This is a genomic window from Methylomonas sp. TEB (genome assembly GCF_047777895.1).
In the GTDB taxonomy this organism is placed as follows: Bacteria; Pseudomonadota; Gammaproteobacteria; order Methylococcales; family Methylomonadaceae; genus Methylomonas.
This window is the reverse complement of sequence record NZ_CP180476.1, coordinates 2594415-2620894: the sequence shown is the minus strand read 5'-3', so window position 1 is coordinate 2620894 and position 26480 is coordinate 2594415. Positions and strand designations below refer to the sequence as shown.

Sequence of the window (26480 nt, the reverse complement as noted above, 5' to 3'; positions counted from 1 at the left end):
TGATTCGAGAGGACAGTCTTATGAACCGATATGCTAACCAAAGTCGCACGCCGCACTTCAACCGTCATCCGCTGGTGCTGGCGATACAGATCGCCTTGGCTGGTGCTTGGCAGCCGGCCTTGGCCGAATTGGCCGGCAATGCGCTGCCTAGCGGCGGCCAGGTGGCGTCGGGACAGGCCCAAATCCACCAAGATGGCGCACGGATGGATGTCGTCCAAGGCAGTGATAAAGCCATCATCAACTGGCAGAGCTACAACATCGGTGCCAATGCCCACGTGGATTATCAACAGCCCAACGCCAGCGCGATCGCGCTGAACCGCGTAGCAGCCGGCGAAGCATCGATCATTGCCGGCCGATTGACCGCCAACGGTCAGGTGTTTCTGGTGAATCCCAACGGCGTGCTGTTTGCCAAGGGCGCTCAAGTCGATGTTGGCGCGATGGCGGCGTCGACGATGAACATCAGCGATGCGGATTTCCGTGCCGGCAACTACCATTTCAAGCGCGAGGGCAGCGACGCCGGCGTCGTCAATCAGGGCGACATCCGTGCCAAGGACGGCGGATACGTGGCCTTGCTGGCCCCCAACGTCAGCAACGAAGGTGTGGTCCAGGCCCGTTTGGGCACGGTGGCGCTAGCCGGCGGCGATGGCGTAAAACTGGAATTAGACGAAGGTAAACTGGTCAACGTTCAGGTCGATCCAGCCACCGTCAATTCGCTGATCGAGAACAAACAGTTGATCCGCGCCGATGGCGGCCGGGTCATCATGACCGCTAGTGCCGCCGACCAATTACGCGGCGCCGCGATTAATAACAGCGGCGTGATTGAAGCCAAATCCCTGGTTAATCGCGGCGGTTCGATAGAGTTAATCGGCGACGAAGTGCGTAACAGCGGCACACTGGACGTGTCCGCCGCCGAGAATACTCAAGGCGGCAATGTCGTCGAGCACGGCCGGCTGGTCGTCGACACCGGCACCGTCCGCGCCGACGGTGATAGCGGCGGGGATATTCGCCTGACCGGCGACCGCGTGCTGCAAACCGGAACGCTCAGTGCCGAAGGTACCGTCTCCGACGGCGGCCGAATTACGATTGCCGCCGATAGTCGAGTCATCCAGACTGTATCCGCCAAACTGTCTACTAAGGGAAGTCAAAACGGCGGCGACATCGCCGTGACCGCCGGGAGCCAAGGTGGCGTATTCAGTTCCGCCACCCTGGATGCCGGCGGCGTTGCCGGACGCGGCGGCAATATCACCGTCACCGGCGGCAAAGACGTCACGTTGGCTGCTGCGACGATCACCGCCAACGGTGCCAAGGGTGGCGGCAAAATCAGTATCGGCGGCGGTTTTCACGGCAATGACACGGCGGTTCGCAATGCCGCGATAACCCGAATCAATCCCTTCACCCAACTGCAAGCCGACGCCATTGATATAGGCAACGGCGGCGAGGTCGTGGTTTGGTCGGATCAGCAAACCGATTTTTACGGTACGATCTCCGCCAAGGGTGGTTCGGCGGGCGGCGACGGCGGTACCGTGGAAGTCTCGTCTCACGATGCCTTGCTGTTTGGCGGAACCGTTACCACCTTGGCCAGCCAGGGCCGCAACGGCAGTCTATTACTCGACCCGCGCAACATCACCATCGACAGCAGCGGCCAGTACCCGCAAATCGATTTCGAAGACCCCAATCCGACCAACACACTGGGCGTCACATCCGGCTTCGGCACTGGCACGTCGGTACTATGGAGCACTAACGTGGCGGTCACGAATCCCTATGACGACTTCGGCGGCCAGGATGCCGGCGCGGTATATCTGTACAACGGCTGGTCCGGGGCGCTGATCGCGACGGTCACCGGTAGCCACGCCGATGATCGCCTGGGCAGTGGTGGGATCACCCAGTTGGTTAGCCAAAACACCAATACCAACGTCAATGTCTCGTTCAGTTCGCTAGGAAACTTTTTAATTTCCAGTCCGCATTGGGACGGCGGCAAGGGGGCGGTGACCTGGTCAAGCGGTACCACGGGATTAAGCGGCACCGTATCGTCAGCCAACAGTTTGGTCGGCAGCTCGGCAAGCGATGCCGTGGGCAGCGGCAGTATCGTGTTGGTCGATAATTATTACGGCGCGACCGGTCACACTTGGAGCAACGACAACGGCTACCTGAAATATTTAGTCCTTAACCCGCAATGGAATGGCAATACCGGTGCGGTCACGATGGGTAGTGCGTTGAGCGGAATATCCGGTGTCATTTCATCTTCCAACAGTCTGGTAGGCGGTGCCGCTGGAGACCAAATCGGCAGCAGCGGCATTACGCAATTCGTCACCGAGTTTCATGATTACAACAGTAGCGGCGCGTTGATTACTGCCACCGAGTATTACCGCAATTATTTCGCGATAGCCAGCCCGCACTGGCAGAACGGCGCCAGCGCGGACGCCGGTGCGGTCACGTGGGCCAGTGGTTTGGCCGCATTGACCGGCACCGTTTCTTCGGCGAATAGTTTGGTCGGCAGCAATGCCAACGACCAGATCGGTAGCGGCGACATCAAAGTGCTTTATTACAGCAACAGCACCAACTACACCAGCCAACCCAGCGACACCCCGCCGCACGGCCACGTCAACACATACCGTACCGACGCCGCGTATGTGGTCGCCAGCCCGCATTGGGACGGCGATAAAGGTGCGGTCACCTGGCTCAATGCCGCAACCGGTTATGCGTCCGGCGGCGCGACGACCGGTTTCGCCGTATCGTCCGCCAACAGTCTGGTCGGCGCGACCGCCGGCGATCTGGTCGGCAGCGGCGGCATCCAGTTACTCAGCCACTACACCAGCCGCAGCCCCGATACCGGCTATACTTCAACTCATCCGTATTACTTGATACTCAGTCCCCATTTCAACAATGGCGGCTCAACCGCCGACGCCGGCGCGATTACCTGGGGCGACGGCCGCACCATCACCTACGGCACCGTCACGACGACGGACTTATTCGGAAACACGCTAACGAATATTCCGACCGAAACCAGCACCAACAACGGCGGCGTATCCGGTGTCATCGGCAGCGGCAACAGCTTGGTCGGCAGCCATGCCGGAGACCAGGTTGGTAGCGGCGGCGCCAGTTACCTAGGGCAAGATCCGGGTTACATGGTACTTAGTCCGCTATGGAATGGCAGCGCCGGTGCGGTGACCTTTTGGAACGCCACAGCCACCAAGACCGGCACCTTGGGCTCGGCCAACAGTCTGGTCGGTACGACCGCCAACGATCATGTCGGAGGGGGCGGAATCTTGTTGAAAGACGGTTATTATCTGGTGTTGAGCCCTGATTGGGACAACGGCGGAGCCACCGATGCCGGGGCGGTCACCTGGGGCAGCAAAACGAGCGGCGTCAGCGGCGCGGTCGGCGCGGGAAACAGCCTGGTCGGCAGTACCGCCAACGACGGTGTCGGCAGCGATGCGAATAATATTATCGACGTGGGCGTGGCCGATTACGTGGTTCTAACCCCTACCTGGGATAATGTCGGTAATGCCGATGCCGGCGCTGCCAGTTGGGGTAGTTTCGGTAGCGGCGTCAGCGGCGCGATCAGCAGCAGCAACAGCTTGATCGGCAGCCATGCCAATGACAGGGTCGGCAGCGGCGGGGTCGTGGCAACTTATAACGGTGTCGACACCGCGGATAGCTGGTCCTATACCTACTACTACAGTGTGATTAGTCCGCATTGGGACAGCGGCCGCGGGGCGGTCACGATGGGCGCCGAAGCTAGCGGCATTCAAGGCACTGTCAGTTCCGGCAACAGCTTGGTCGGCGATACCGCCGGCGACCAAGTCGGCAGCGGAGGTGTCAAGGCCGGCCAATACACGACGCTGACCTACAACGGTAGCTCCTGGTCCGGCACCCGCACAGCGTATTATTTGGTCGCCAGTCCGAATTGGAGCGACGGCGGCAACACGAACGTTGGGGCCGTCACCAAAACTGCCGCGGCTACCGGTATCACCGGCAGTATTAGCTCAGCCAACAGCTTGATCGGCGGCAGCGCAGGCGATCAAATCGGTAGCGGCGGCGTCACGCTGTTGCCGTACGACTGGACCACGGGTAGTGGTGCAGGTCAGAAACAATACCATCTGGATTATTACTCGATTGCGAGTCCCTATTGGGACAACGGCGCAACCGCTGACGCCGGTGCGGTGACCTGGGGCAGCGTCACCACCACTGCCGGCGCTGCCTCGCCGTTGACCGGTAACGCCAGCGCGGCCAACAGTTTGGTCGGCACTCACGCCAACGACCGGGTCGGCAGCGGTGGCGTGGTCGCACTGCCGGCGGAATATAACAACGCGACACGGGTCGGCTATGTGGTCATCAGCCCGAACTGGGGTAACGGCACCGACACCCAGTTGGGTGCGGTGACCTGGGGCAGCCGCCTGACCGGCGTTTTAGGGGCGGTGAGTGGCAGCAACAGCTTGATAGGCGGCACGTCCGGCGACCAGATCGGCAGCGGCGGCGTCACGGTTCTGACCAACGGTTACGACCCCATCAACAGCGTCTGGAGTTACAACTATCTGGTGTTAAGTCCGCATTGGCACAGCGGCGCTAATGCCGATGCCGGCGCGGTAACCTGGGTCGCGGAAAAAACCGGTTTCGCTTACGGCGAGAGCAGCCAAGGCGCGGTGGTCGGGATCGGTAACAGCTTGGTCGGCAGCCAGGCTGGCGATCAGGTCGGCAGCGACGGGATCATAGACTTGGGCGTATCTTATTTAGTCGGTAGCCGGCACTGGCATAACGGTTCCGCTGCGGATGCCGGGGCGTTATCCTGGGCGCGCGCCAGCATCGGTGTCGCCGGCGCGGTGTCGGCCAGCAACAGCTTGATCGGTAGTTACAGCAATCAGGACGTAGGCCTGAACCAAGTTAGATTAACCGTTAACTACAATACCTATTACTACGACTATCTGGTCATGGATACCGATTGGCGCAACGGCGCATTGGCGAACGCCGGCGCCGTGACCTACGGCGATGCCTTCTACGGTATCTTCGGTGAGGTTTCGGACGCGAACAGCGTTGTCGGCACCACGGCGAACAGCGGCATCAGCTTCGATACCGGTGGCCCTTGGGTGGATTACTATCAATATGCAGGCACCAACTATTTTAGCCTGCTGCCCGGCTTTGCCTACGATCACGGCGATACCTTTGTGGTCAGCTTCGCCAACGAAAATACCGGCCGGGTAACCTCGGGCGCCACCGATCCGAGTCGCATTACTTATGGGATGGCGGTCGGCAAAGACATGGCCATAGCCCCGGATGTTTTGACCAATCTACTCGGCTGGGGCACCAACGTCACGCTACAAGCCAGCAACGACATCACCGTTAACAGTGCGCTCAATGTCGCCGGGCTTTTTAGTTCGTCAGCGACCCTGAAATTGGAGGCGGGACGCAGCATTTACCTCAATGCCGACATCACCACCGACGGCGGCAATTTGGTCTTGCATGCCAACGATTTGGCCGCCAACGGCGTGGTCGATGCTGATCGTGCGGCCGGTAATGCCGTCATCGAAGTTGCCAACGGTGTTACGATCAACGCCGGCACCGGTTCCATCACCATGGAATTGCGCGACGGCACCGGCAACACCGAAGACGACAGCGGCAATATCACGTTGGCGGGACAATTATTGGCCGATACGATCAGCATTATCCATCGCGGCACCGGCGGCGCGAGCGGCAGCAAGAATATCGTTTTGAACAGCGGTGCAGGTTTGACCGCCAACGGCAGCGGGGATGCGCTGGTTTTGGCGGCCGCCAGCGGCGGCGAGCTGATCAACAACGTGGGTAGCAATGTACTCTCTGCGGGAAACGGACGCTGGTTGGTGTACATGCACAGCCCATCGGGCTCGACCGAGGGCGGCCTGACCGGGGTGGCGGGTTCGGCGCTCCCCAGGCTATACAACAAAACTTACGACGGTAACGCGCCTGCAACAATCGTCGCGGGCAATCACCTGATCTATGACTACCAGCCGAGCTTGAGCGTCGACGTCGGCAACATCAGTAAAACCTACGGCGACGCCGACCCTAGCGCGAGCAGCGCATTTTCGGGCTACGTCAACGACGACGGCGTGACGGACTCGGCCACCGTCGCGGGTTTAAGCGGCACGCCCAGTTTTAGCATTGTCGGCGGCACGGCCGGCACCGGCCGTGCGGTCGGCAGCTATACCGTCAACGGCGCGGTGGGTTCGGCCGCGATCAGTGGCGGGGCCGGTTATTCGACGACGATAGGCACCGGCGGCGCCAGCGGAACCTTAACGGTCAACAAAAAAACGCTGACCGTGACCGCCAGTGACGACAGCCGCGCCTACAACGGCTTGGGCTATAGCGGTGGTCATGGCGTCAATATTACCGGCTTCGTTAACAGCGAAACATCAAGCGTATTGGGCGGCAGCGTCAGTTACGGCGGCACCTCGCAAGGCGCCACCAATGCGGGTAGCTACACCTTCACCGCGAGCGGCTATACCGCGAGTAACTACGATTTCAGCTACGTCAACGGCACCTTAACCATCACGCCGTTCGTGGTTAGTCTGACCGGCAATCGGGCCTTTAACGGTTCGACCAACGTGGCGGCGGGCATTTTCTCGACCGGCAGCTTGGTGGGCAGCGAAACCCTGAGCCTAAGCGGCATCGGCACGGTCGCCGATAAAAACGTCGGCACCGGCAAAGCGGTGACCTTGGGGACTTTGGCCCTGGCCGACGGCAGCAACGGCGGTTTGGCCAGCAACTACACGCTGACGGGCGGCACGCATACCGCCGACATTTCAGCCGCCGGCTTGACCGTCAGCACCAGCGACGTCAGCAAGGCATACGACGGCGGCACCAGTGCGGCCGGTACTGCCACGCTGACCGGCGGTACGCTGTACGGCAGCGATAGTCTGAGCGGTGGGACATTCGCTTTCACCGACAAAAACGTCGGCAGCGGCAATAAAACGGTGAGCGTCAGCGGCGTGACGGTGAGCGACGGCAACAGCGGTGCCAACTATTCGATCAGTTACGCCAATAACACCAGCAGCACCATCACGCCGTTCGTGGTCAGCCTGACCGGCAACCGGGCCTATAACGGCAGCACCAACGTGGCGGCGGGCATTTTCTCGACCGGCAGCTTGGTTGGTAGCGAAACCCTGAGTGTGAGCGGCACCGGCACGGTCGCCGATAAAAACGTCGGCACCGGCAAAGCGGTGACCTTGGGGACTTTGGCCCTGGCCGACGGCAGCAACGGCGGTTTGGCTAGCAACTACACGCTGACGGGCGGCACGCATACCGCCGATATTTCAGCGGCCGGCTTGACCGTCAGCACCAGCGACGTCAGCAAGGCATACGACGGCGGCACCAGTGCGGCCGGTACTGCCACGCTGACCGGCGGTACGCTGTACGGCAGCGATAGTCTGAGCGGTGGGACATTCGCTTTCACCGACAAAAACGTCGGCAGCGGCAATAAAACGGTGAGCGTCAGCGGCGTGACGGTGAGCGACGGCAACAGCGGTGCCAACTATTCGATCAGTTACGCCAATAACACCAGCAGCACCATCACGCCGTTCGTGGTCAGCCTGACCGGCAACCGGGCCTATAACGGCAGCACCAACGTGGCGGCGGGCATTTTCTCGACCGGCAGCTTGGTTGGTAGCGAAACCCTGAGTGTGAGCGGCACCGGCACGGTCGCCGATAAAAACGTCGGCACCGGCAAAGCGGTGACCTTGGGGACTTTGGCCCTGGCCGACGGCAGCAACGGCGGTTTGGCTAGCAACTACACGCTGACGGGCGGCACGCATACCGCCGATATTTCAGCGGCCGGCTTGACCGTCAGCACCAGCGACGTCAGCAAGGCATACGACGGCGGCACCAGTGCGGCCGGTACTGCCACGCTGACCGGCGGTACGCTGTACGGCAGCGATAGTCTGAGCGGTGGGACATTCGCTTTCACCGACAAAAACGTCGGCAGCGGCAATAAAACGGTGAGCGTCAGCGGCGTGACGGTGAGCGACGGCAACAGCGGTGCCAACTATTCGATCAGTTACGCCAATAACACCAGCAGCACCATCACGCCGTTCGTGGTCAGCCTGACCGGCAACCGGGCCTATAACGGCAGCACCAACGTGGCGGCGGGCATTTTCTCGACCGGCAGCTTGGTTGGTAGCGAAACCCTGAGTGTGAGCGGCACCGGCACGGTCGCTGATAAAAACGTCGGCACCGGCAAAGCGGTGACCTTGGGGACTTTGGCCCTGGCCGATGGGAGCAACGGCGGTTTGGCTAGCAACTACACGCTGACGGGCGGCACGCATGCTGCCGATATTACGGCCTACGTCGTCGACCTGACCGGCAGTCGTACCTACGATGGCACCACCGCCATCACTGCCGCTAGTTTGGCGACCTCTACCCTGGTCGGTAGCGAAACCCTGGGCTTGAGCGGTGCCGGAACGGTCGCGGATAAAAATGTCGGCACCGGTAAAACGCTTTCGCTAGGCTCTTTGGCCTTGAATGATGGCGGCAACGGCGGTCTGGCCAGCAATTACACCTTGGTTGGCGGTACGCTTAGTGCCGATATTACGGCTTACACAGTCAGTTTGACAGGCAATCGCAGCTACGACGGCAGTGCCGATGTGGCTGCCAATATTTTTGCCATGAGTGCGCTGCTTGGAACCGAAACTTTGAACCTGAGCGGTACCGGTACGGTGGCGGATAAACACGTAGGGGTCGTTAAATCCGTGACGCTCGGCAGCCTAGCGCTGGCCGACGGCAGCAACGGCGGTTTGGCTAGCAATTACACGCTGACGGGCGGTACACATAACGCGACCCTCACTACGGCAAACTTGACCGTCAGCACTGGAAACGTCAGTAAAACCTACGATGGCAATACGTCGGCGATAGGCACCGCCATGGTCTCAAGCGGCACACTCTATGGTAGCGACAGCCTGATTGGCGGCGCGTTTGCCTTCACCGATAAAAATGTCGGTATCGGCACCAAGACCGTCACGGTTGCCGGCGTCACCGTGAACGATGGCAATGCCGGCAATAATTATTCGGTGTCCTATCTGAACAACACAACCAGCACTATCAGCCCGTTTGTTGTGAACCTGAGTGGCGGCAGGAGCTATGACGGCACCACAGCCGTCGCCGCTACGGATTTGCACATCGGAAGTCTGGTCGGTAGCGAGACTTTAACCCTATCAGGTGCGGGCTCCATCGCTGATAAAAACGTTGGCATCGGCAAAAGCGTGAGCTTGGGCTCTTTGACCTTGGCCGACGGCAGCAACGGCGGCTTGGCCAGCAATTACACCTTGATAGGAGGAGATCTTAGAGCGGACATCAGCCAAGCTAATCTGATTTTGACCACCAGCGACATCATCAAAACGTACGACAGCACCACGTCCGCCTCGGGCACGCCAATCGTCAAAGCCGGCAGCGCTAGCCAACTTTTCGGCTCGGACAGTTTATCCGGCGGTGTGTACACGTTCATTGATAAGAATGCCAGCGGCGGTAGCACTGTGAGAGTTAGCGGTATTAGCGTTTCCGACGGCAATGGTGGCAACAACTACGCAATCAGTTACAGCGATAACACGACCAGCACAATTTTGCCTTACGTCATCCATTTAACCGGTTCGAGGGCGTTCGACGGCAGCAACCTTGTGAATGCTAATGTATTCAATTTAGGCACTTTGGTTGGCAATGAAACTCTGCTGCTGAGCGGGGCTGGCCAAATGTTAGATAGTAGCGCCGGTATCGATAAACCGGTCGATCTTGGAACCTTGGCCTTGAGCGACGGCGGAAATGGCGGCTTGGCCGGCAATTACACGCTAGCCGGCGGCAATCCAGTCGTCACCATCCTACAAAGCTCCGCCGGCAATACGCCAACCGATACCGTCGACGCCGGTACCGTAGTACCGGACAGCGGCGGAAACGGCGGCGTGGGCAACAACGGTTCCAACAGCGGCGCCAAAACCGGCGGCTTGGCGCTTTCTGCGTTACGCGGTGCCGATAGCAACCGGACCGTACAATTTAATATCGCCGACTCGGGGATCAATGGTGGTGGTAGTAGCGCCACCGGCTTGACGACGGGTGGTACCGGGCCGACGCAATCAGGCAATACCGTGCATTTATTGGCGTCCCAAACCTTGGTGGCGGGAGGGCAGATGCAGATCGTTGCCAACGTTGAGGTTAATGATTATTCAAGTGGCTTCAGTTTTGCGCTGCCTGCCGGAGCACTGCCTGCAACGGCCGGAGACAGCACGGTCTCGGCGAAAATGGGTAACGGCGAGCCGTTACCGGCTTGGCTGAGTTTTAATAGTCAGTCGTTAAGCTTCAGTACCGACAGCGCCGGTGCGGCGCAGTTACCGCTGCAAGTCGTAATCACTCAGACCAGCGCGAGCGGCCAACAAAAATCGATTGTGGTGACTATCGAAAAACAAGACCAAGCAATCTGAATCTGCGGCGATAAAAGCTGATCGACCGGGCGAACCTTTGCTCGGTTTAACTGCGTCGGCTTCGCGATGCACTTACCTTTTCGCTCCTTTCGGCAGTTGCCGGCAGCAGGCTAAATGAAGTTTCCCCGGATCAATTCGGGGTTTATTCCCGATGAACGCTGGCGGTGCGCCCGGATAATACCGGGTTTTTCACCACCCTTCGGGATTGCTTATGCGACACATCATGCTTTCATTCAGCTTTTTGCTCCTTTCCTGGCAAGTTCACGCTCACGGCCCGACGCCGCAAAAAGCCAAGGAGTCTGTGACCATCCAAGCGCCTATCGTCAAGGTATGGGCAGAGCTGAAAAATTTCGACGACATTGCCAATTGGCATAGCGACTTGAAAAAGAGTGCGGGTGACGGCAAGAATCAGTCCGGTGGTTTACGCACGTTAACCTTTCAAAACGACGAAACCCTCACTGAAGAATTGGATTATTACAACGAAGCCGAACACGAATACAGCTACCGGCTGAAAACCGAAAACACCAAAGCGCTTCCGACCAGTTCGCATACGGTGGATGTGAAAGTCGCGGCAGGTGAGACCGCCGACAGCAGCGTGGTCACCATCAAAAGCCGCTTCTACCGCGGTGATACCGGCAACACGCCACCGGAGAATTTGAGTGACGAAGCGGCGGTTAAAGCAATGACGCATTTTTTCAAGAACGGCTTGAATGGCTTGAAGGCCAAGCTGGAGAAGTAAATTTTATGTCGTCATTCCTGCTTACGTGGGAGTGACAGAGCCAGAGACCTTTGTATGTGAATTTCAATCGTCTCCTGTAGTGAGCGGAGTCAACCCACAAAAAAAATCGCCCCTTGCGGGGCGATCTGTTGTCTGAAGTTTTACGGATTGGGTCCGTTGTGGCAGCTAAAACAACTCACTTGATAACCCGCCGGCCAATTCTTAATACCAAACTCATCGGCATCAATGGTTTTCGCAACCTTTACCGCACTCAAGGGAGTGCCGGCGCTGGTTGTACCATGGCAATAGCTACAGCTTGGCGTAGTGGCTGTGCCGTTTTTATTGGCGTCTTCGTGTTGCTTAACCCAGGCGTCACCGGTGGTATGCATGCCGTGAGGGCCGCCGTTTACCGTGTTCGGGACTGTAGTATGGCAAGCCTTACATTCGGCTACCGTACCGGCGTGTCCTTGCACGGCGATGCTTTGCAGGTTTTCGTCGGCATGTGTGGAGGGATACTCCGCGTGTGTCGCACCGTGACAAGCCTCGCATTGCAAGCCGCCGTGTCCTTTACTGAAGCGGTACAAGTTCAATCCGGGAACCGGCGTATTGGCATTGGTGGCAAAGGTATGATCTGTTGGCACAATCGCTTTGCCGGTGGTGTCGATACCTGAGATCGCGCGTTTGCCGGGCGCGGCGCTATTGTGGCAAGACTCGCAGGTCGGCTCGTTGAACCAGCCTTGCCGAGTGGCACTACCGACCGCTTTCATATTGCCGTGACAGCTTTGGCAACTGATAGACGGGTCGCCGCTGGCGTCCGTGGCGGTGGACATCGCACCACGCAGACACTGCGTTACCGATCCCGGATGACATTGGTAACAAGCGCTGCGGTTGTCCAGACTATCCAAGGTTAACTGGGTGGCAGGGTCTTTTACATCGGCATGTTTTAAATGCAAGGACTGGGTGAATGGCGCAATGCCGGTCATGCCGCCCATCACCGTGGTTTTGTTTTCCTTATCAAAGTAGGCATTGCTGGCATGGCACGCCACGCAAAGAACCGGTTGCCCGCCATCGGCCGTTGCGAGTAAACCTGTTGATTTGTAGCCTTTGCTATTCAATGTGGTCAGTGCATCGTTGAATAATTTACTCCCCGCCTGTTTTTCATCATGCAGACGCAGAATGTTACGCTTCCAGTCTTTGTCGGGATCAGCGTCGAACACCCAGCCCGCCACCGGTTTGGCGGCAGTTTGTGCGGCATTGTTATTGGTGTCAGTGGATGCGTGGCAGCCTTTGCAAGTCATCTCGTCGCTGACCGGCAACACAGTGGTAGCACTAGCCAGAACCTTACCGCTCAGCGCATCCTTGGCGACGACCTTAACGGTGGGATAGAAGTTCTTATTACCTTTGTCGTCGAAGGGCGTCACCGGAATACCCTCGGCCTCGAACCATCCGAACGCTGTGTTGTAGGTCATCGGCGCGGGTGTCAGGGATGGCGTTTTGTTGCCGGGCATGGGGTTTCCGCTGGCGAGTCCGTCCAGGTTAACCCCGACATCCGGTGCCGGATTCAAGCCTACCAACTCACCGACCCAAGACCAGAAATTGGTTTTGTTGGCGCTGCTGGTATTGATAGAGCCGCTACTGTCGGCGACTGCTTCATAAGTCAGCAACACGTTGCTGCTGACTAACTTACCGTTTTTGTCTTTCAATTGCGCATGCAAAGTATTGTAGGGCGGCAAGATGGCGAACACGGAAAAATCCAGGCCGTCCATGCAATGCATGCCTAAATCATTCCAGGCGAGCAGGGTGTATTCGCCGACAGCCGTGGTATTCAACACCGTCACTGCGACCGTTTTGGAGGTCTTGCTGTCGCGGATGGTCACCGTGGCCGAGCCGGCTTTAAGACCTTTTATGGTAGCGAGATTATTGGCATAGCCGACGCTAGCAATTGAGTTGTCCGACGATTGAACGTTTACTGTGCCGGAGGCGTTAGTGACCGTGACGGTGGCAGTGCCGCCCACATTGACCGCCAATACGGCCGGCGAAATCGTCAAGACGGGAGAAGGGGCGCTGATGACTTTGACTTCCACGCGCTTCGAGCTCTTACGATCTTTTACTGTGACCGTCGTAGAACCAGCTTTTACACCCTTGATGCTAGCGATACCGCTGGCGTAAGTGACTGTCGCCACACTGGTATTACTGGATTTTACACTGATGCTTCCGGATGATTTTGTGACCGCAATCTTGGCTATTTCGCCCACGAAGATTTCGACGGAATTAGGTTTGAGTTCAAGCGCCTGGACGCTACCAAATTCGCATACACCCAGAAAAATCAGCAAAAGCTGAAATATAAATAGACGTGCATTCATAATATCTCCCATGAATACGTTTTGATCGGATGGGTAATCGTTAATGAATTGCCCATATGAATGGAAGCAAACGGCCAACATCCGATACCGCGTCGCTTCTCGATGATGCTTTATTACTTTTTTTAATAAGGTTATTCAGTCGGCACAATAACCATTCAACATGAATTGAAGATGAAAATATAATGAAGTAATGATTAAGACTGGCGCAGCTTTTAGACCCGGAAGGCTTGAATCGGGCGTCTTGAGCCAGTTGCTTGGGAGGGGGATTGCAGGCTTACAACCGGGAGTTCCGGTCGCAAGCGGCCATTCACAGCGTTGTTAGACCGGTTAGCTCTGAGTCTATCGAAGCGCACACCGGCCTAGGCTTCGATTCGCTCAGTCCGAACGGCATGCCAGGGATAAATGGGGCCTGGTTATTAGGGAAGGGTGTGTTCCGCGCTAGCTGTGCTCACACAGTTCGCTTCCGGTATTGATAATACCCTGGCGACCAGCCAGCAGTGTCAATTCCGACATGGTTTTGACGTTTAATTTTTCTTTGATCGCCGTACTGTGGTTGCAGACGGTTTTGTAGCTCAAACATAATTTTTCCGCCGCTTGACGGGTGCTCAAACCATTGGCCAGCAGGCAAAAAATGTCGAATTCGCGCGGCGACAGCGATTTAACCTTATATGCCTCATCCTGGCCGATGGCCATATTCACCGCCAATTGCTGCGCCAAAGCCGGTTCGATGTACGTGCCGCCTTCCGCCAGCGTGCAAACTGCGGTCACCAGCGTGTCCGGCTCATTATTTTTGGTGATGTAACCTTTGGCGCCGGCCTTGATCGCGCGGGTGACGTAGACCAGTTCGTTATGAATCGAAAATACCAATATCTTGCAACTGGGGTAGCGAACCAATAAGCGCCGCACCGATTCCAAACCGCCCAGACCGGGCATGGATAAATCCATCACCACCACATCCGGCGTCTGCTTGTCATATACCTGGCAAGCGGTCTCGCCCCTATCGGCTTCATAGACGGCGCCTATTCGTTCAGACAAGGATAAATAAGTCTTGTAACCGGCTCTGACCACTGCATGGTCGTCTACTAATAAAACGCTGATTTTATTCGCCACTAACTACGTGCCCTGATTGGTTTTTGGTGTGGATGAGCAAGAAACGCCCCCGGCAGAACCGGTGCTATCCCTAGCCGGCGCTTCTTGCCCCGCCATGATGCCGATTTTTATGCCGGGAAACCATGGGAGCTTTTCCCGTTTTGCTGCGGCGTGCGGCTGCCTGCGACTGGGAAAACTTCCACGACTTTTTTCGCGGAATTCCCAGGCTATTTATGGATTATTCCGTAACGCCCGATAGGCCGCCTTCTTTACCATTTGCGCCAGCATGGCCCGGTAGGTCTAAGTCAATATTGTGTGCGACTTGATTGAGATTGCTGATGTGAAAAGTGAAGGAGATTTCTGCCGCAAAGCAAAATCTCGCGTCACGGATGGACGCCAAAATTAAGCGCAGCGTGTGATTGATTTTGCCCGGAAATGCCGATGGCGTTATCCGCTTTTAACGGAAGGCTCCCCTAACCAACCGATTTGCCGGGCCATGCAACCTAATAAACAACATAGGAGGATTCATGCAAATTTCACGGTTTGCCAAGCAGGTATCGACCACGGCCTTAGTCACGGCTGCGGCCTTGGCCGTGTCGTCATCGGCGCAAGCGAATAAAGAACTGGAACAACTAGCCAAGCAAAACACCAACTGGGTGATGCAGACCAAAGATTATGGCTCGACTCATTTCAGCGAGATGATCGACATCAACGCCAACAACGTCAAAAATCTGAAAGTGGCGTGGTCGTTTTCCACGGGCGTGCTCAACGGTCATGAAGGTGGGCCTCTGGTTGTTGATGGCATTATGTACGTCCATACGCCATATCCTAACAACGTATTTGCAATCAGCCTGGACGAGCCGGACAAAATTTTGTGGCAGTTCAAACCCAAGCAAAATCCAGCGGCGCGCGCCGTCGCTTGTTGCGACGTGGTCAACCGGGGCTTGGCCTATGCACCGGCCGGCAAAGATTATCCGGCTACCATTTTCTTAAACCAGCTGGATGGTCATGTGGTGGCGATTAACGCCAAGACCGGTGAAGTGCTGTGGAAAATGGAAAACTCCGACATCGCCATGGGTTCGACGCTGACGGTTGCGCCGTTCGTCGTCAAAGATAAAGTCATCGTCGGCACTTCCGGCGCCGAGCTGGGCGTGCGTGGTTATGCCACGGCCTATAACATCAAGGACGGTAAACAGGCTTGGCGCGTTTACGCCACCGGTCCGGATGAAGACATCAAATTATCCAAAGACTTCAACAGCGCCAACCCGCATTACGGCCAGTTCGGCTTGGGATTAAAAACCTGGGAAGGCGACGCCTGGAAAATCGGCGGCGGCACCAATTGGGGCTGGTACGCCTACGACAGCGACTTGGAAATGTTGTACTACGGCTCCGGCAACCCGGCGCCTTGGAACGAGACCATGCGTCCCGGCGACAACAAATGGACCATGACCATTTGGGGCCGCGACGTCAACACCGGCGAAGCCAAATTTGGTTACCAAAAAACCCCGCACGACGAATGGGACTACGCCGGCGTTAACTATATGGGTCTGTCCGAGCAAATGGTCGACGGCAAAATGACCAAACTGCTGACGCACCCGGACCGTAACGGCTTGGTGTATACCTTGAACAGGGAAAACGGCAGCTTGGTCAATGCCTTCAAAATCGACGACACCGTCAACTGGGTGAAAAAAGTCGATTTGAAAACCGGCCTGCCAGTTCGCGATCCGGAATATTCGACACACATGGATCACCAAGCCACCGGCATCTGTCCGTCGGCGATGGGTTACCACAACCAAGGTATCGAGTCTTACGATCCGAACAAGAAACTGTTCTTCATGGGTACCAACCATATCTGCATGGACTGGGAACCGTTCATGCTGCCTTACCGTGCCGGCCAGTTCTTCGTCGGCGCGACCTTGAACATGTATCCGGGGCCGAAAGGCACCTTGGGCCAAGTCAAAGCGATGAACGCCGTCACCGGCAAAATGGAATGGGAAGTTCAGGAGAAATTCGCGGTCTGGGGCGGCACCACAGCCACAGCCGGCGATTTGGTGTTCTACGGCACTTTGGACGGCTATATCAAAGCCCGTCATTCCAAAACCGGCGAAGAGCTGTGGAAGTTTAAGCTACCTTCCGGCGTCATCGGCCACCCGATTACCTATAAACACAACAACAAACAGTACGTTGCGATTTATTACGGTGTCGGCGGCTGGCCTGGCGTAGGTTTGGTATTTGACTTGGCCGATCCGACTGCCGGTCTGGGTGCGGTGGGTGCGTTTAAAGAGTTGGCGCACTACACGCAAATGGGCGGCGGCGTGATGGTGTTCGCGTTGTAAATCAGGCGTAGGGTAAACATCGCTTGCCATGTCAAAGGTACGCGGTGCGTACCCTACAACTCGCTGTAAATCGTAGGGTGGGCATGCACAATGCCCACCTTGGTTGACCGAATCGGTGGGCATTGTGCACGCCCACCCTACGCTGAATTTCAAATCATGAAAAAAGCCATACATATTTTTACTGCGTTGGCCCTGGGTATCGGATCTGCCTGCGCCGAAGCCGAACAACCGGTGTTGAAGGTCTGCACGGCGGAAAACGAAATGCCTTACTCCAACCAAGCCGGCGAAGGCTTCGAAAACAAGCTGGCGCAATACGTTGCCGAAAAGCTGGGTCGCAAATTGGAAACCGTCGGCTGGACCGACCCGCGCTACTTTATCCGCGATTACCTGGATAAAGGCTTGTGCGACGTGGTAATGGGCGTCGATGCCGGCGACCCGCGTTTGTTGACCACGGCACCTTACTACCGGTCCGGCTATGTCTTTATCAGCCGCGAAAAAGACGGGTTGGACTTGCAGAACTGGGATAGCCCGGCCTTGAAGCAAGCCCAGCGGATTGCTTTCGCACCGGGCTCTCCGGCCGAAACCATGCTGCGGGCCATCGGCCGTTACAACGATATGTTCAATTACCAACAAGAGTTGGCCGGCTTCAAGTCCAAACGTAACCAGTACGTCAAGTACGACAACGACAAGCTGGTTAACGAAGTGGCTTCCGGCAAAGCGGAAATCGCCATCTTGTGGGGGCCCGCCGCGGCCCGCTACGTGAAGGCATCGGCCACGCCGCTGACGATGACGGTCATTCCGGACAACGCCAAGCGCGCCGACGGCGAAAAGGTAGGTTTGCATTACAGCACCGCCATCGGTGTGCGCAAGGACGACAGCGCTTTGCTGGGGCAATTGAACAAAATCATCAAAGACGGGCAGGACAATATCGAAGCGTTGCTGGAAGCGGAAGGCATTCCGTTGCTGGATCAACCCGAAACAGCCGTGTCCATGAACTAAACAGGAAACCTTGAATGAAATTGAAAACATTTTTGACTGGCGCCGTGCTGTCGATGTCAGCGCTGGCGGCAAGTGCTGTCCAGGCCGATATTACCCTGCGCCATGCCTTGACCGGGGAAGCGCTGGATTTGAGTTTCGCCAAAAAAGGCGGCAACACCGACAAATTCAAGCAATTCATGCAAACCGGCAAAAATCCTTACAACGGCGATGCCGAGGCAGCCAAGAAAGGCGAAAGCTTGTACATGACCGGTTGCTCGGGCTGCCACGGCCATGAAGCCGAAGGCAAACTCGGCCCCGGTCTGGCCGACGACTACTGGACTTATCCGCGCGGCCTGACCGACCAGGGCTTGTTCGAAATCCTGTTCGGTGGCGCCAACGGCATGATGGGGCCGCAGTACGTCAACTTCAGCACCGATGACATGCTACACATCATGGCTTTCTTGCGCAGCATTTATAAGGGCGATCCGAAGAAAGCCGAGTGGTTGAAGTGAAGCCACGTTTTGACTCGTTCTCGCGCGTCGCGTACCCAAGGGCATAAATGGTAATGGCGATTTTGCCGCAGCGCGGACAAGCCATGCGTTCCCACGCAGCGCGTGGGAACGAGGAAGAGCTAAAGCAAATTTAAATTTAATATATCAGGAGATCAACATGAACAAATTAGTAATGTTAGGCGCGGTCCTGCTGGCTTTTGGCCTGTCCGGCGCGGCAAAAGCCTACGACGGCACCAAATGCAAAGAAGCCGGCAACTGCTGGGAACCGAAACCGGGGTATCCGGCACAAGTGGCGGGCAGCAAATACGACCCGAAACACGATCCCAACGAGCTGAACAAACAAGCCCAGTCGATCAAAGAAATGGAAGCCCGCAACGCCAAACGTACTGAATTGCTGGCGAAAACCGGCAAGTTTGTTTACGACGTCGAAGGCCAATAAACACCGGGTAGGTCAGGGTGCGCATCGCGCTTACTGGCAGTCACTAGGAAAATAGAACCCTTAGGACGCCGCCAGGGACGGCGGTAACTAATGATGCGGAGGGAATCGAAGATTATTCTGCCGAAGCGAAGACCAGGGAATGCCCAAGGCAACGGCGCGCTCAACCCATGCAAGCTGTTTAAGAACTTCGCGAGTGCAGTAGCCTTTAAACAGCTTCTAAACGAAACCTCACGGCTCCGGGCCGTTGCTATGCCGCTTAGATCACGACGGCCCGTTTTCAGCGGCGCGTATGTCAGCAATCGGCGGCATGGCAACCCAGCACCGGAGTTCTTTTTGCGGTATTGGCTTTAATCAACAGCGCTCAATTAGCTATGACAAGCAAGCAAACCCTCAGCGACTGGCGCGCCAGTGCGTTGCAGTTGGAACAACAAATCAACCATGTCGTCGTCGGTCAGCAGGCGGCGGTACGTAATCTTTTGATAGCTGTATTCGCCCGCGGCCATGTGTTGCTGGAAGGCCAGGTCGGCGTGGGTAAAACCACCTTATTGCGGGCCATCGCCCAAGGGCTCGGTGGCCACTACCAGCGTATCGAAGGCACCATCGACCTGATGCCGGCCGACTTGATCTATTACACCTATTTAAATCAAGAAGGCCGACCCTGCGTCGATCCCGGCCCTTTGCTGAAGCAGGGCGAACAGTTGTCGGTGTTCTTCTTTAACGAGATCAATCGGGCCCGGCCGCAAGTGCATTCGCTGCTGTTGCGGGTGATGGCCGAGCGCAGTATCGGCGCGTTCAATCGCGAATACCGGATGCCGCACATTCAGGTATTTGCCGACCGCAATCGGGTAGAAAAAGAAGAAACCTTTGAGTTGCCGGCGGCCGCTCGCGACCGGTTTTTCATGGAAATCAACATCACCGCACCCAGTGACGACAAGGTGTTGGACGATTTGCTGTTCAATCCGCGTTACCACGATGTCGATGCCTTGATCGGGGAAATGGCCGCCAGCCAAATACCTTATTACCAGCTCAACGACTGGGCGGCGGCGATTCAAGACAGCATCCAGCCCAGCGCCGCTTTGCGCCAATACGCCTTGGATTTATGGAAAGCCACCGCCGATCCCGGCGCATTCGGCATCGCTTTAGCCGATGTGGAAATGCACAACCTGCTGCAGGCCGGCGCCAGTCCGCGCGGCGTCAGCTACATGATACGCGCCGCCAAAGTCCGGGCTTGGCTGGAAAATCGCGACAGCCTGTTGCCGGAAGATTTGCAGGCGGTTTTCGCCGTCACCATGTCGCACCGGATATTCCTGAATCCGATGTACAGCTATCGCCAAGACGACATTATTCCCACCTTGATAGACAGCATACTCAACCAAATCGCCGCACCGTAACAGTCATGAACATTAAATCGATTCTGCACGCCATGCTGCCGCATGCCGGCCTCGGCCACTTATTGGACACCTATTTAACTTGGTCCGGCGTCGGCTTTATTTGCTCGTTTATTGCCAGTAGCTTGGATAAACATGCCGACGTCCCTTACGCCGCGTATTACACCAGCGCCTTGAACGACGCGGTGGGCTTTAAGTTCTGGATTTTATTGGCGGTGGTCGGCACTTTACTGTTTTGCCTAAGCCTGCCGGTGTTATATCTATCGCTACATTTTCCGGCGCTAAGTGATTTCAGCCGGCGCTTGCGGCGGTTTACCTACACGTTTTTTTTGGTCGCCTTCGACGAGGGCGGATTGATGATCGGGATTTTGACCGCCAATTTTATCGATACCAGTGAGCGCATCTCGCTGTTGGCGAACAAATCGTTCTTGTTCAGCGATGTCGGTTTTTTCACTATCCTGGCCTTATGCCTGTTGAACTCCTTGCTATGGCTGTTCGGCGAAGCCATCCACAGTCGCAATCCGCAAACGTACTCTGGCGTGGTGGCCTTATTGATGAAGGTGCCGCTCAAATTTTCCATTCCCGGCTACTTGGTTGTGACGGCCGTGCTGGCGAATTTGGTTGTCAGCCAATAAGTTACTCGCTAAAGCGATGTCGGCCACGATAAAGCCTTTCCAATACCGCCTGCCACGCCCGGCAGTCGGTGTATTTCCCGGCGCGCACCCCGGACAAATGGTCGGCAACGGCCAACTGTTCAAGCGCCATGACACCCTGATTGCCCGACCTGACCCCAGGCGCATCGATTTACGGGCCAGCCTGCTCGATCCGTTCGGCCATTACCAAGTGAGGGTACAGCAGCAACACAGTGCTATTGATGTGTATTTGCTGGCCGATTTATCCGCTTCCATGGGTTTCGGCGGTGGCAACGACAAGCGCCGTGTAATGGCCGATATGCTGTTATCGATTGCCGCATCGGCCCTGGAATACGGCGACAACATCGGGTTTATTGCGGCTAACCAGCAGGTGCTCACCGACTGTTATTTGCCGGCCGGTAAACATTTAGGCCGGATTCAAGCCATGGCAAAACGCCTGGAAACACTCGACCTGCAACCCGGCTCGGCAGGTTTGCAGCAAGCCCAACGCTATCTACCCAAACATAGGGCCTTGGTGTTTCTGGCGTCGGATTTTCATTTTCCGTTACCGCAGTTGCAAGCCATTTTGCAAAACTTGCGTCGCCACGACCTGATACCGCTGGTGCTGTGGGACCCAGCCGAATACAGCCGCTTACCGGATTGGGGGCTGTTTCAAGTTCAGGACCTGGAAACCGGTAAGCGCCGCACGCTGTGGTTGCGTCCCGGTTTGAAGCGCAACATAGAACAGGCATTTGCCCAGCGCCGTGCGCAATTGCAACAGCAGTTTCGGGCCTCGGGCTGTGAGCCGCTGTTTATCGACAACGGCTACCGCGCCGAGCAGCTGGGGCACTATTTTTTAAGGAGAGCAGGGTGACGTTGGCGGCAAAGCGGCTTGGTTGTGCTTGGGTATGGGTATGCGTCACGCTGCTGGCGGCGTGCTCCGGCACGTCTAACCAAGCACTCCGCGACTTTCAACTGCAAACGCCGCGGCCGTTTGGGTATGTGATCGGCGATACCATCCCGCAGCGGATTGTGCTGGAAACGCGCGCCGGCATGCTCTTGGAGCGCAACAGTCTGCCGGCGCCGGGTCGCTTGAATCGCTGGTTACAACTGAACGCGGTGACTGTGCTGGAAACGGCCGGCAATGACGGCAAGCGCTATCAAATCGACCTGCAATATCAGCAATTTTACGCACCGCTGGAAGTGAAAGCCTTGAGCATACCCGGTTTCACCTTGCGCTTTCAGCAGCACGGGCAAACTCTGGAACAGCCGGTCGCAGCCTGGACCTTTACGATCGCGCCATTGCGGGAGTTGGTGGTCAGGCAGGACCAGCACGGCGAATACATGCGCCCGGACCAAGCGCCGAGCTTGTTGGATGACGCGGCAATTGTCCGGCGCTTATGCGTGGCGCTGGCGGTGGCTCTGGGCATCGCATTACGTTTGGCTTGGCTTTACGGTTATTTACCGGGACTACCGAAACGCAGCGTATTCAAGCGCGCGCAGCGGCAACTGCAAACCCTTGGCTTGTCACAGTTGCCGCAAGGGCTGGGCGCTGTACATGCGGCATTTAACGGTCTTCACGGCAAGCCGGTGTTTTTGCACAAACTGGCCGAGTTTTATCAGGGCCACCCGGAATATCGCAGCATCGCCGACGAATTGACTTGGTTTTTCGATTATTCCAATCGTTACTTTTTCGGTGACGCTTCGATAATGCCGCAAGAATACGATCTGCAAAAACTCAAAACCCTGTGCCTGCATTGCCGGGAAATCGAGCGAGGCAGTCGATGAATTTGGGCTTTGAGTATCCTTGGGTCTTGCTCGGTTTGGGCTTATGCCTGTTGCCAATGTTGAGAATGGGAGTGGTCGCCAACCCCTATCCCTGGCTGGCGATATTGCCTGTCGACCCACTATCGCTGGCTATCAGCGCCTTGATCCGCTTGCTGGGCGTGCTGGCGATAGGCGGGTTGATTCTGGGCTTGGCCGGTGCCTATCTGCAAGAACAGCAAGTGGAGCGCATCGGCCACGGCGCGCATATCGTCATGCTGTTGGATCGCAGTAACAGCATGGACAACACTTTCGCCGGCAAGACGCCGGAAACCCAAGGCGAGGAATCCAAAGCCGACGCCGCCCGCCGCTTGTTGAATCAGTTTGTCGATCAGCGCGCGCACGATTTGATCGGCATCGCCGAATACAGTACTTCGCCGCTATTCGTGCTGCCGCTCACTGAAAACAAAGCCGCCATTCATGCCGCGATAGACGCCACCGCCTTGCCGGCCTTGGCGTATACCAACGTCAGCAAGGGCTTGAGCATGGCTTTGGAGTTCTTCGATAGCCGGCCGGTGACCGGTTCGCGCATCGTGTTGCTGGTGTCGGACGGCGCGGCGGTAATCGATCCGGACAGCGAAGCGGCCTTGCGCGAGTTGTTCAAACAACGCCAAGTCAGTTTGTATTGGGTGTTTCTGCGCACCGCCAACAGCCCTGGCTTGTTTGAAGTGCCCGACGACCCGCGCGACGATAATGCTCAGGCCATGCCGGAACGTTATCTGCATCTGTTCTTTAACAGTCTGCATATTCCCTATCAAGCCTATGAAGCCGAAACGCCCGGTGCATTGCAGCAGGCCATTGACGACATCAACCGCTTGGAGAATCGGCCTTTGCATTATTTCGAGCGGATTCCGAAGCAGGATTTATCCACGCGCTGTTATGCCTTTGCGGCGGCGCTGATGTTGTTATTGCTGGGCGTGAAACTCTGCGAGGCCAGACTGTGATCCGTAAGTTAAAACATTGGGCGCTGTGGGCCATATTGGCAGCAGCTTTATTAGTAACTCTGACGCAATTGCTGCAACTGTATGGCCTAGCCGGCCAAAATCGGCTGATCGGCCAATTACTGGCCGATCAGGATGTCGGCGCAGACGAATTGGCCACCTCGGCGCCGGAAGTACGCATGGCCAGAGCGGTTTATCTCAGCCGGCACCAACGCTACGACGAAGCCTTGGCGACGCTGAACCTGTTATTGCAGCAAGCCGGTGCCGAAGCGCAAGCGCAAACCCGTTATAACCTGGGTAATCTGTATCTAAGGCAAGCGATGCAGAAAGCCGAAGCGGGCAATGTCAACGAAGCGATGCCGCTACTGGGGTTGGCCAAGCAAGCCTATCGGGAAGCATTAACGCTGGACAGTCAGTTTTGGGATGCCAAATACAATCTGGAAGTGGCGATGCGGCTGCTGCCGGAGATGGACAGAATCAGCAGCGGCGACGAGCAGGACGATCTTAATCAACAGACACAACTGTGGACCACCTTGCCGGGCTTTCCGCGTGGCTTGCCCTAACTTGGCGCTTATCTTCCCGACCGATAATTTCGCTATATGACTATCGCCCCCAATCTTAGGGATTACCGTTTCTGGCTGCTAACAGCGGCCTTGCTGTCCTTGTCGGTAGTGTTTTTCCATCCGCAAACCAGCGCTCAAGTGCCACTGTACCGGCTGGTGTTTGTTGTCGACATTACCCGCAGCATGAACACCGAAGACTATCAGCTGGATAAACAGCCGGTCAGCCGCTTGCAGTTTGTCAAACAGGTGTTGCGCCAGGAATTGTTGAAACTGCCTTGCGGTTCGCAAGTCGGTTTGGGGGTGTTCACCGAACGGCGCTCGACGCTGCTGTTCGAACCGATAGACGTGTGTTCGGGATTTGCCGAGATAGACGCAGCGATTGCGGCGCTGGATTGGCGCATGGCCTGGGCTGCCGACAGCCGCATCGCCAGTGGCTTGCTGAGTACGCTGGAGCAGTTAAAAGACAAAGATCAGACCCTGGTGTTTCTCAGCGACGGCCAGGAGGCACCCCCGCCCAATCCGCGTTACAAACCCGATCTGTCGCCAGTTAAAGATAAGGTAAAAGGTGTGATCGTCGGCGTCGGCGGCGAGCAACTGTCGCCCATCCCCAAGTTCGATGCCAAGGGCCAACGCCAGGGCTTTTACAAACCCGAAGACGTGCCGCATCGTTCGTCCTTTGGTGAATCGGATCTAAATCCCGAGAATATCCAGGGCTACAACGCCCGCAACGCACCTTTCGGCAGCGAGGCGGCAACCGGCGACGAGCATATGAGCCGGCTGCACGAAAGCTATCTCCGTCAGCTGGCTGCTGAGAGTGGTTTACGGTATCGACGTCTGAGCGATACCGACAGTCTGGATCAAGCGCTGCAACAAGCCGAGTTTGCCAAGCCTGGCAAACAGAATGTCGATACCGGTTGGCGTTATGCCGGCCTAGCCTTATTGTTGTTCGCGGCGGTGTATGTTAGGCCGTAGGTCCGTTTAGTGAAACGTAATCGGACGAATTTAAAGTCTTCATTCCTCCGAATACGCTTCGCTATTCGGAGCTTGTATTATCCAAGCGTGCTTTTCAAAGGATAATAAACCATGAAAACACACCTGAGGGGCACCTCAGGTTTGGGTCGCTGGATGCCGTATCGGAGCTTGGATTTCGAAATCCCCGGCGTAGATCTTTGCAGCAGCGACCCACTCTCGATCAACGATCGGACAGTCTCTTCGGCCCGGTTTCCGGCAGCCTGCATTCACAAGGTAGATCATTTGAGGTTTTCATGTCCCATTTTTATCTCGGTATCGATGTTGCTAAAGCCAAGTTGGATTGCGCATTGCGTCTGCACAGCGGCAAGTTTCGCGCCAAAGTCATTCCCAATACTCTCGACGGCTTCGCGACGTTGTTGACGTGGTTGGCCGCTCAAAAGGCCCAATCGCCTCATGTCTGCATGGAAGCGACCGGCATTTATTGGGAAGACGTTGCTCAGCATCTGGCAACCGCTGGTTTCACCGTGAGCGTCGTCAATCCAGCACAAATTAAGGCCTATGGCGCTTCACGGCTCACCCGCAGCAAAACCGATACGGTCGATGCTAAACTCATCGCCGATTTCTGCGCCGAGCGCCAACCGCCTGCTTGGCAGCCCCGTAGCGAGGCGGAAGTCACACTGCGCGCACTAGTATTACGGCTGGACGCCTTACAAACCATGCGCACCCAGGAAAACAACCGCTTGCTAGTGGCGCGCGAGGCCGTGCGTGAGGACATTCAACAGCATCTGAATTGGCTGGATACTGCGATCCAACAATTGATCGACGCCATCAACGATCACATTGATCGCCATCCCGATCTCAAGCAACAGCGCGAACTGCTCGATAGCATTCCCGGCATTGGCGAGCGCACCAGCGCCATCATCCTCGCGTTCTACGCCGATACCTCGCGCTTCGCCAATAGTCGGCAGGCCGCCGCTTTTGCCGGACTCGATCCCCGGCAATACGAATCGGGCAGCAGCCTCAAGGGCAAGCCCAGGCTCTCCAAAATAGGCCATGCCTTCCTGCGCAAAGCGCTCTATATGCCGGCCATGGTGACGCTTTATAAAACAGCCTGGGGTAAACAATTCCGTGGACGATTAGCCGGTGCTGGTAAACCCAATAAGCTGATTATCGGTGCCATGATGCGTAAATTGATTCATGTGGCATTCGGTGTCTTGAAATCCGCGAAACCCTTCGACTCGGCTATTCATTTGGCTTGACTTGGATAACAGTATCTACGCGGGCTGAAAGGAGCG

The 26480-nt window shown here is 56.6% G+C and carries 16 protein-coding genes; 14 read left to right on the top strand and 2 right to left on the bottom strand.

The window, feature by feature from the left end; translation table 11 throughout:
- Nucleotides 1-20: 20 nt before the first annotated feature.
- Together ACMXD4_RS11690 and ACMXD4_RS11685 are read left to right on the top strand one after the other, a co-directional pair.
- Nucleotides 21-10430: a YDG domain-containing protein gene (locus tag ACMXD4_RS11690; protein ID WP_415878149.1), complete on the top strand. Its 10410-nt coding sequence runs from the start codon at nt 21-23 to the stop codon at nt 10428-10430.
- Nucleotides 10431-10641: 211 nt separating this feature from the next.
- Complete coding sequence (locus tag ACMXD4_RS11685; RefSeq protein ID WP_415878148.1) at nt 10642-11169, top strand: SRPBCC family protein; 528 nt, start codon at nt 10642-10644, stop codon at nt 11167-11169.
- Between the two features lie 140 nt (nt 11170-11309).
- Here ACMXD4_RS11685 and ACMXD4_RS11680 read toward each other — a convergent pair whose 3' ends face one another.
- On the bottom strand, nt 11310-13511 hold the full coding sequence (locus tag ACMXD4_RS11680; RefSeq protein WP_415878147.1) for a hypothetical protein: 2202 nt from the start codon (nt 13509-13511) through the stop codon (nt 11310-11312).
- Between the two features lie 438 nt (nt 13512-13949).
- A complete protein-coding gene (locus ACMXD4_RS11675; RefSeq protein WP_171695350.1) occupies nt 13950-14621 on the bottom strand; it encodes a response regulator in 672 nt (223 codons plus the stop codon).
- 506 nt (nt 14622-15127) lie between these two features.
- Between ACMXD4_RS11675 and ACMXD4_RS11670 the strand changes: the two genes are divergently transcribed.
- From ACMXD4_RS11670 to ACMXD4_RS11615, 12 genes are all read left to right on the top strand, one after another.
- Nucleotides 15128-16936, top strand: coding sequence for a methanol/ethanol family PQQ-dependent dehydrogenase (locus ACMXD4_RS11670; protein ID WP_415878146.1), 1809 nt, complete (start codon nt 15128-15130; stop codon nt 16934-16936).
- Between the two features lie 156 nt (nt 16937-17092).
- Nucleotides 17093-17935: a methanol oxidation system protein MoxJ gene (moxJ, locus tag ACMXD4_RS11665; protein ID WP_415878145.1), complete on the top strand. Its 843-nt coding sequence runs from the start codon at nt 17093-17095 to the stop codon at nt 17933-17935.
- Nucleotides 17936-17949: 14 nt separating this feature from the next.
- Nucleotides 17950-18426 carry a cytochrome c(L), periplasmic gene (gene moxG, locus ACMXD4_RS11660; protein WP_171695352.1) on the top strand — a complete coding sequence of 159 codons (477 nt, stop codon included), beginning with the start codon at nt 17950-17952 and terminating at the stop codon, nt 18424-18426.
- Between the two features lie 157 nt (nt 18427-18583).
- Complete coding sequence (locus ACMXD4_RS11655; RefSeq protein WP_101052345.1) at nt 18584-18865, top strand: methanol dehydrogenase [cytochrome c] subunit; 282 nt, start codon at nt 18584-18586, stop codon at nt 18863-18865.
- Nucleotides 18866-19236: 371 nt separating this feature from the next.
- The gene (locus ACMXD4_RS11650; RefSeq protein WP_171695353.1) at nt 19237-20256 is read left to right on the top strand and encodes an AAA family ATPase; all 1020 of its coding nucleotides are present in this window, start codon (nt 19237-19239) and stop codon (nt 20254-20256) included.
- Between the two features lie 5 nt (nt 20257-20261).
- Entirely contained in the window at nt 20262-20888 is a 627-nt protein-coding gene (locus tag ACMXD4_RS11645; RefSeq protein ID WP_171695354.1) for an MxaP protein, read from the top strand.
- A 16-nt stretch (nt 20889-20904) separates the two neighbouring features.
- Nucleotides 20905-21759, top strand: coding sequence for an MxaS protein (locus ACMXD4_RS11640; protein WP_171697730.1), 855 nt, complete (start codon nt 20905-20907; stop codon nt 21757-21759).
- Nucleotides 21756-22673 carry a nonribosomal peptide synthetase MxaA gene (locus ACMXD4_RS11635; RefSeq protein WP_171695355.1) on the top strand — a complete coding sequence of 306 codons (918 nt, stop codon included), beginning with the start codon at nt 21756-21758 and terminating at the stop codon, nt 22671-22673. Before ACMXD4_RS11640 ends, ACMXD4_RS11635 begins: the two co-directional genes overlap by 4 nt.
- On the top strand, nt 22670-23653 hold the full coding sequence (locus ACMXD4_RS11630) for a vWA domain-containing protein (protein WP_415878144.1): 984 nt from the start codon (nt 22670-22672) through the stop codon (nt 23651-23653). Before ACMXD4_RS11635 ends, ACMXD4_RS11630 begins: the two co-directional genes overlap by 4 nt.
- Nucleotides 23650-24213, top strand: coding sequence for an MxaK protein (locus ACMXD4_RS11625; RefSeq protein ID WP_319960825.1), 564 nt, complete (start codon nt 23650-23652; stop codon nt 24211-24213). Before ACMXD4_RS11630 ends, ACMXD4_RS11625 begins: the two co-directional genes overlap by 4 nt.
- A 36-nt stretch (nt 24214-24249) precedes the next feature.
- The gene (locus tag ACMXD4_RS11620; RefSeq protein ID WP_415878143.1) at nt 24250-25185 is read left to right on the top strand and encodes a VWA domain-containing protein; all 936 of its coding nucleotides are present in this window, start codon (nt 24250-24252) and stop codon (nt 25183-25185) included.
- A gap of 293 nt (nt 25186-25478) precedes the next feature.
- Entirely contained in the window at nt 25479-26444 is a 966-nt protein-coding gene (locus ACMXD4_RS11615; RefSeq protein WP_415878142.1) for an IS110 family transposase, read from the top strand.
- The last annotated feature ends 36 nt before the right edge of the window (nt 26445-26480 follow it).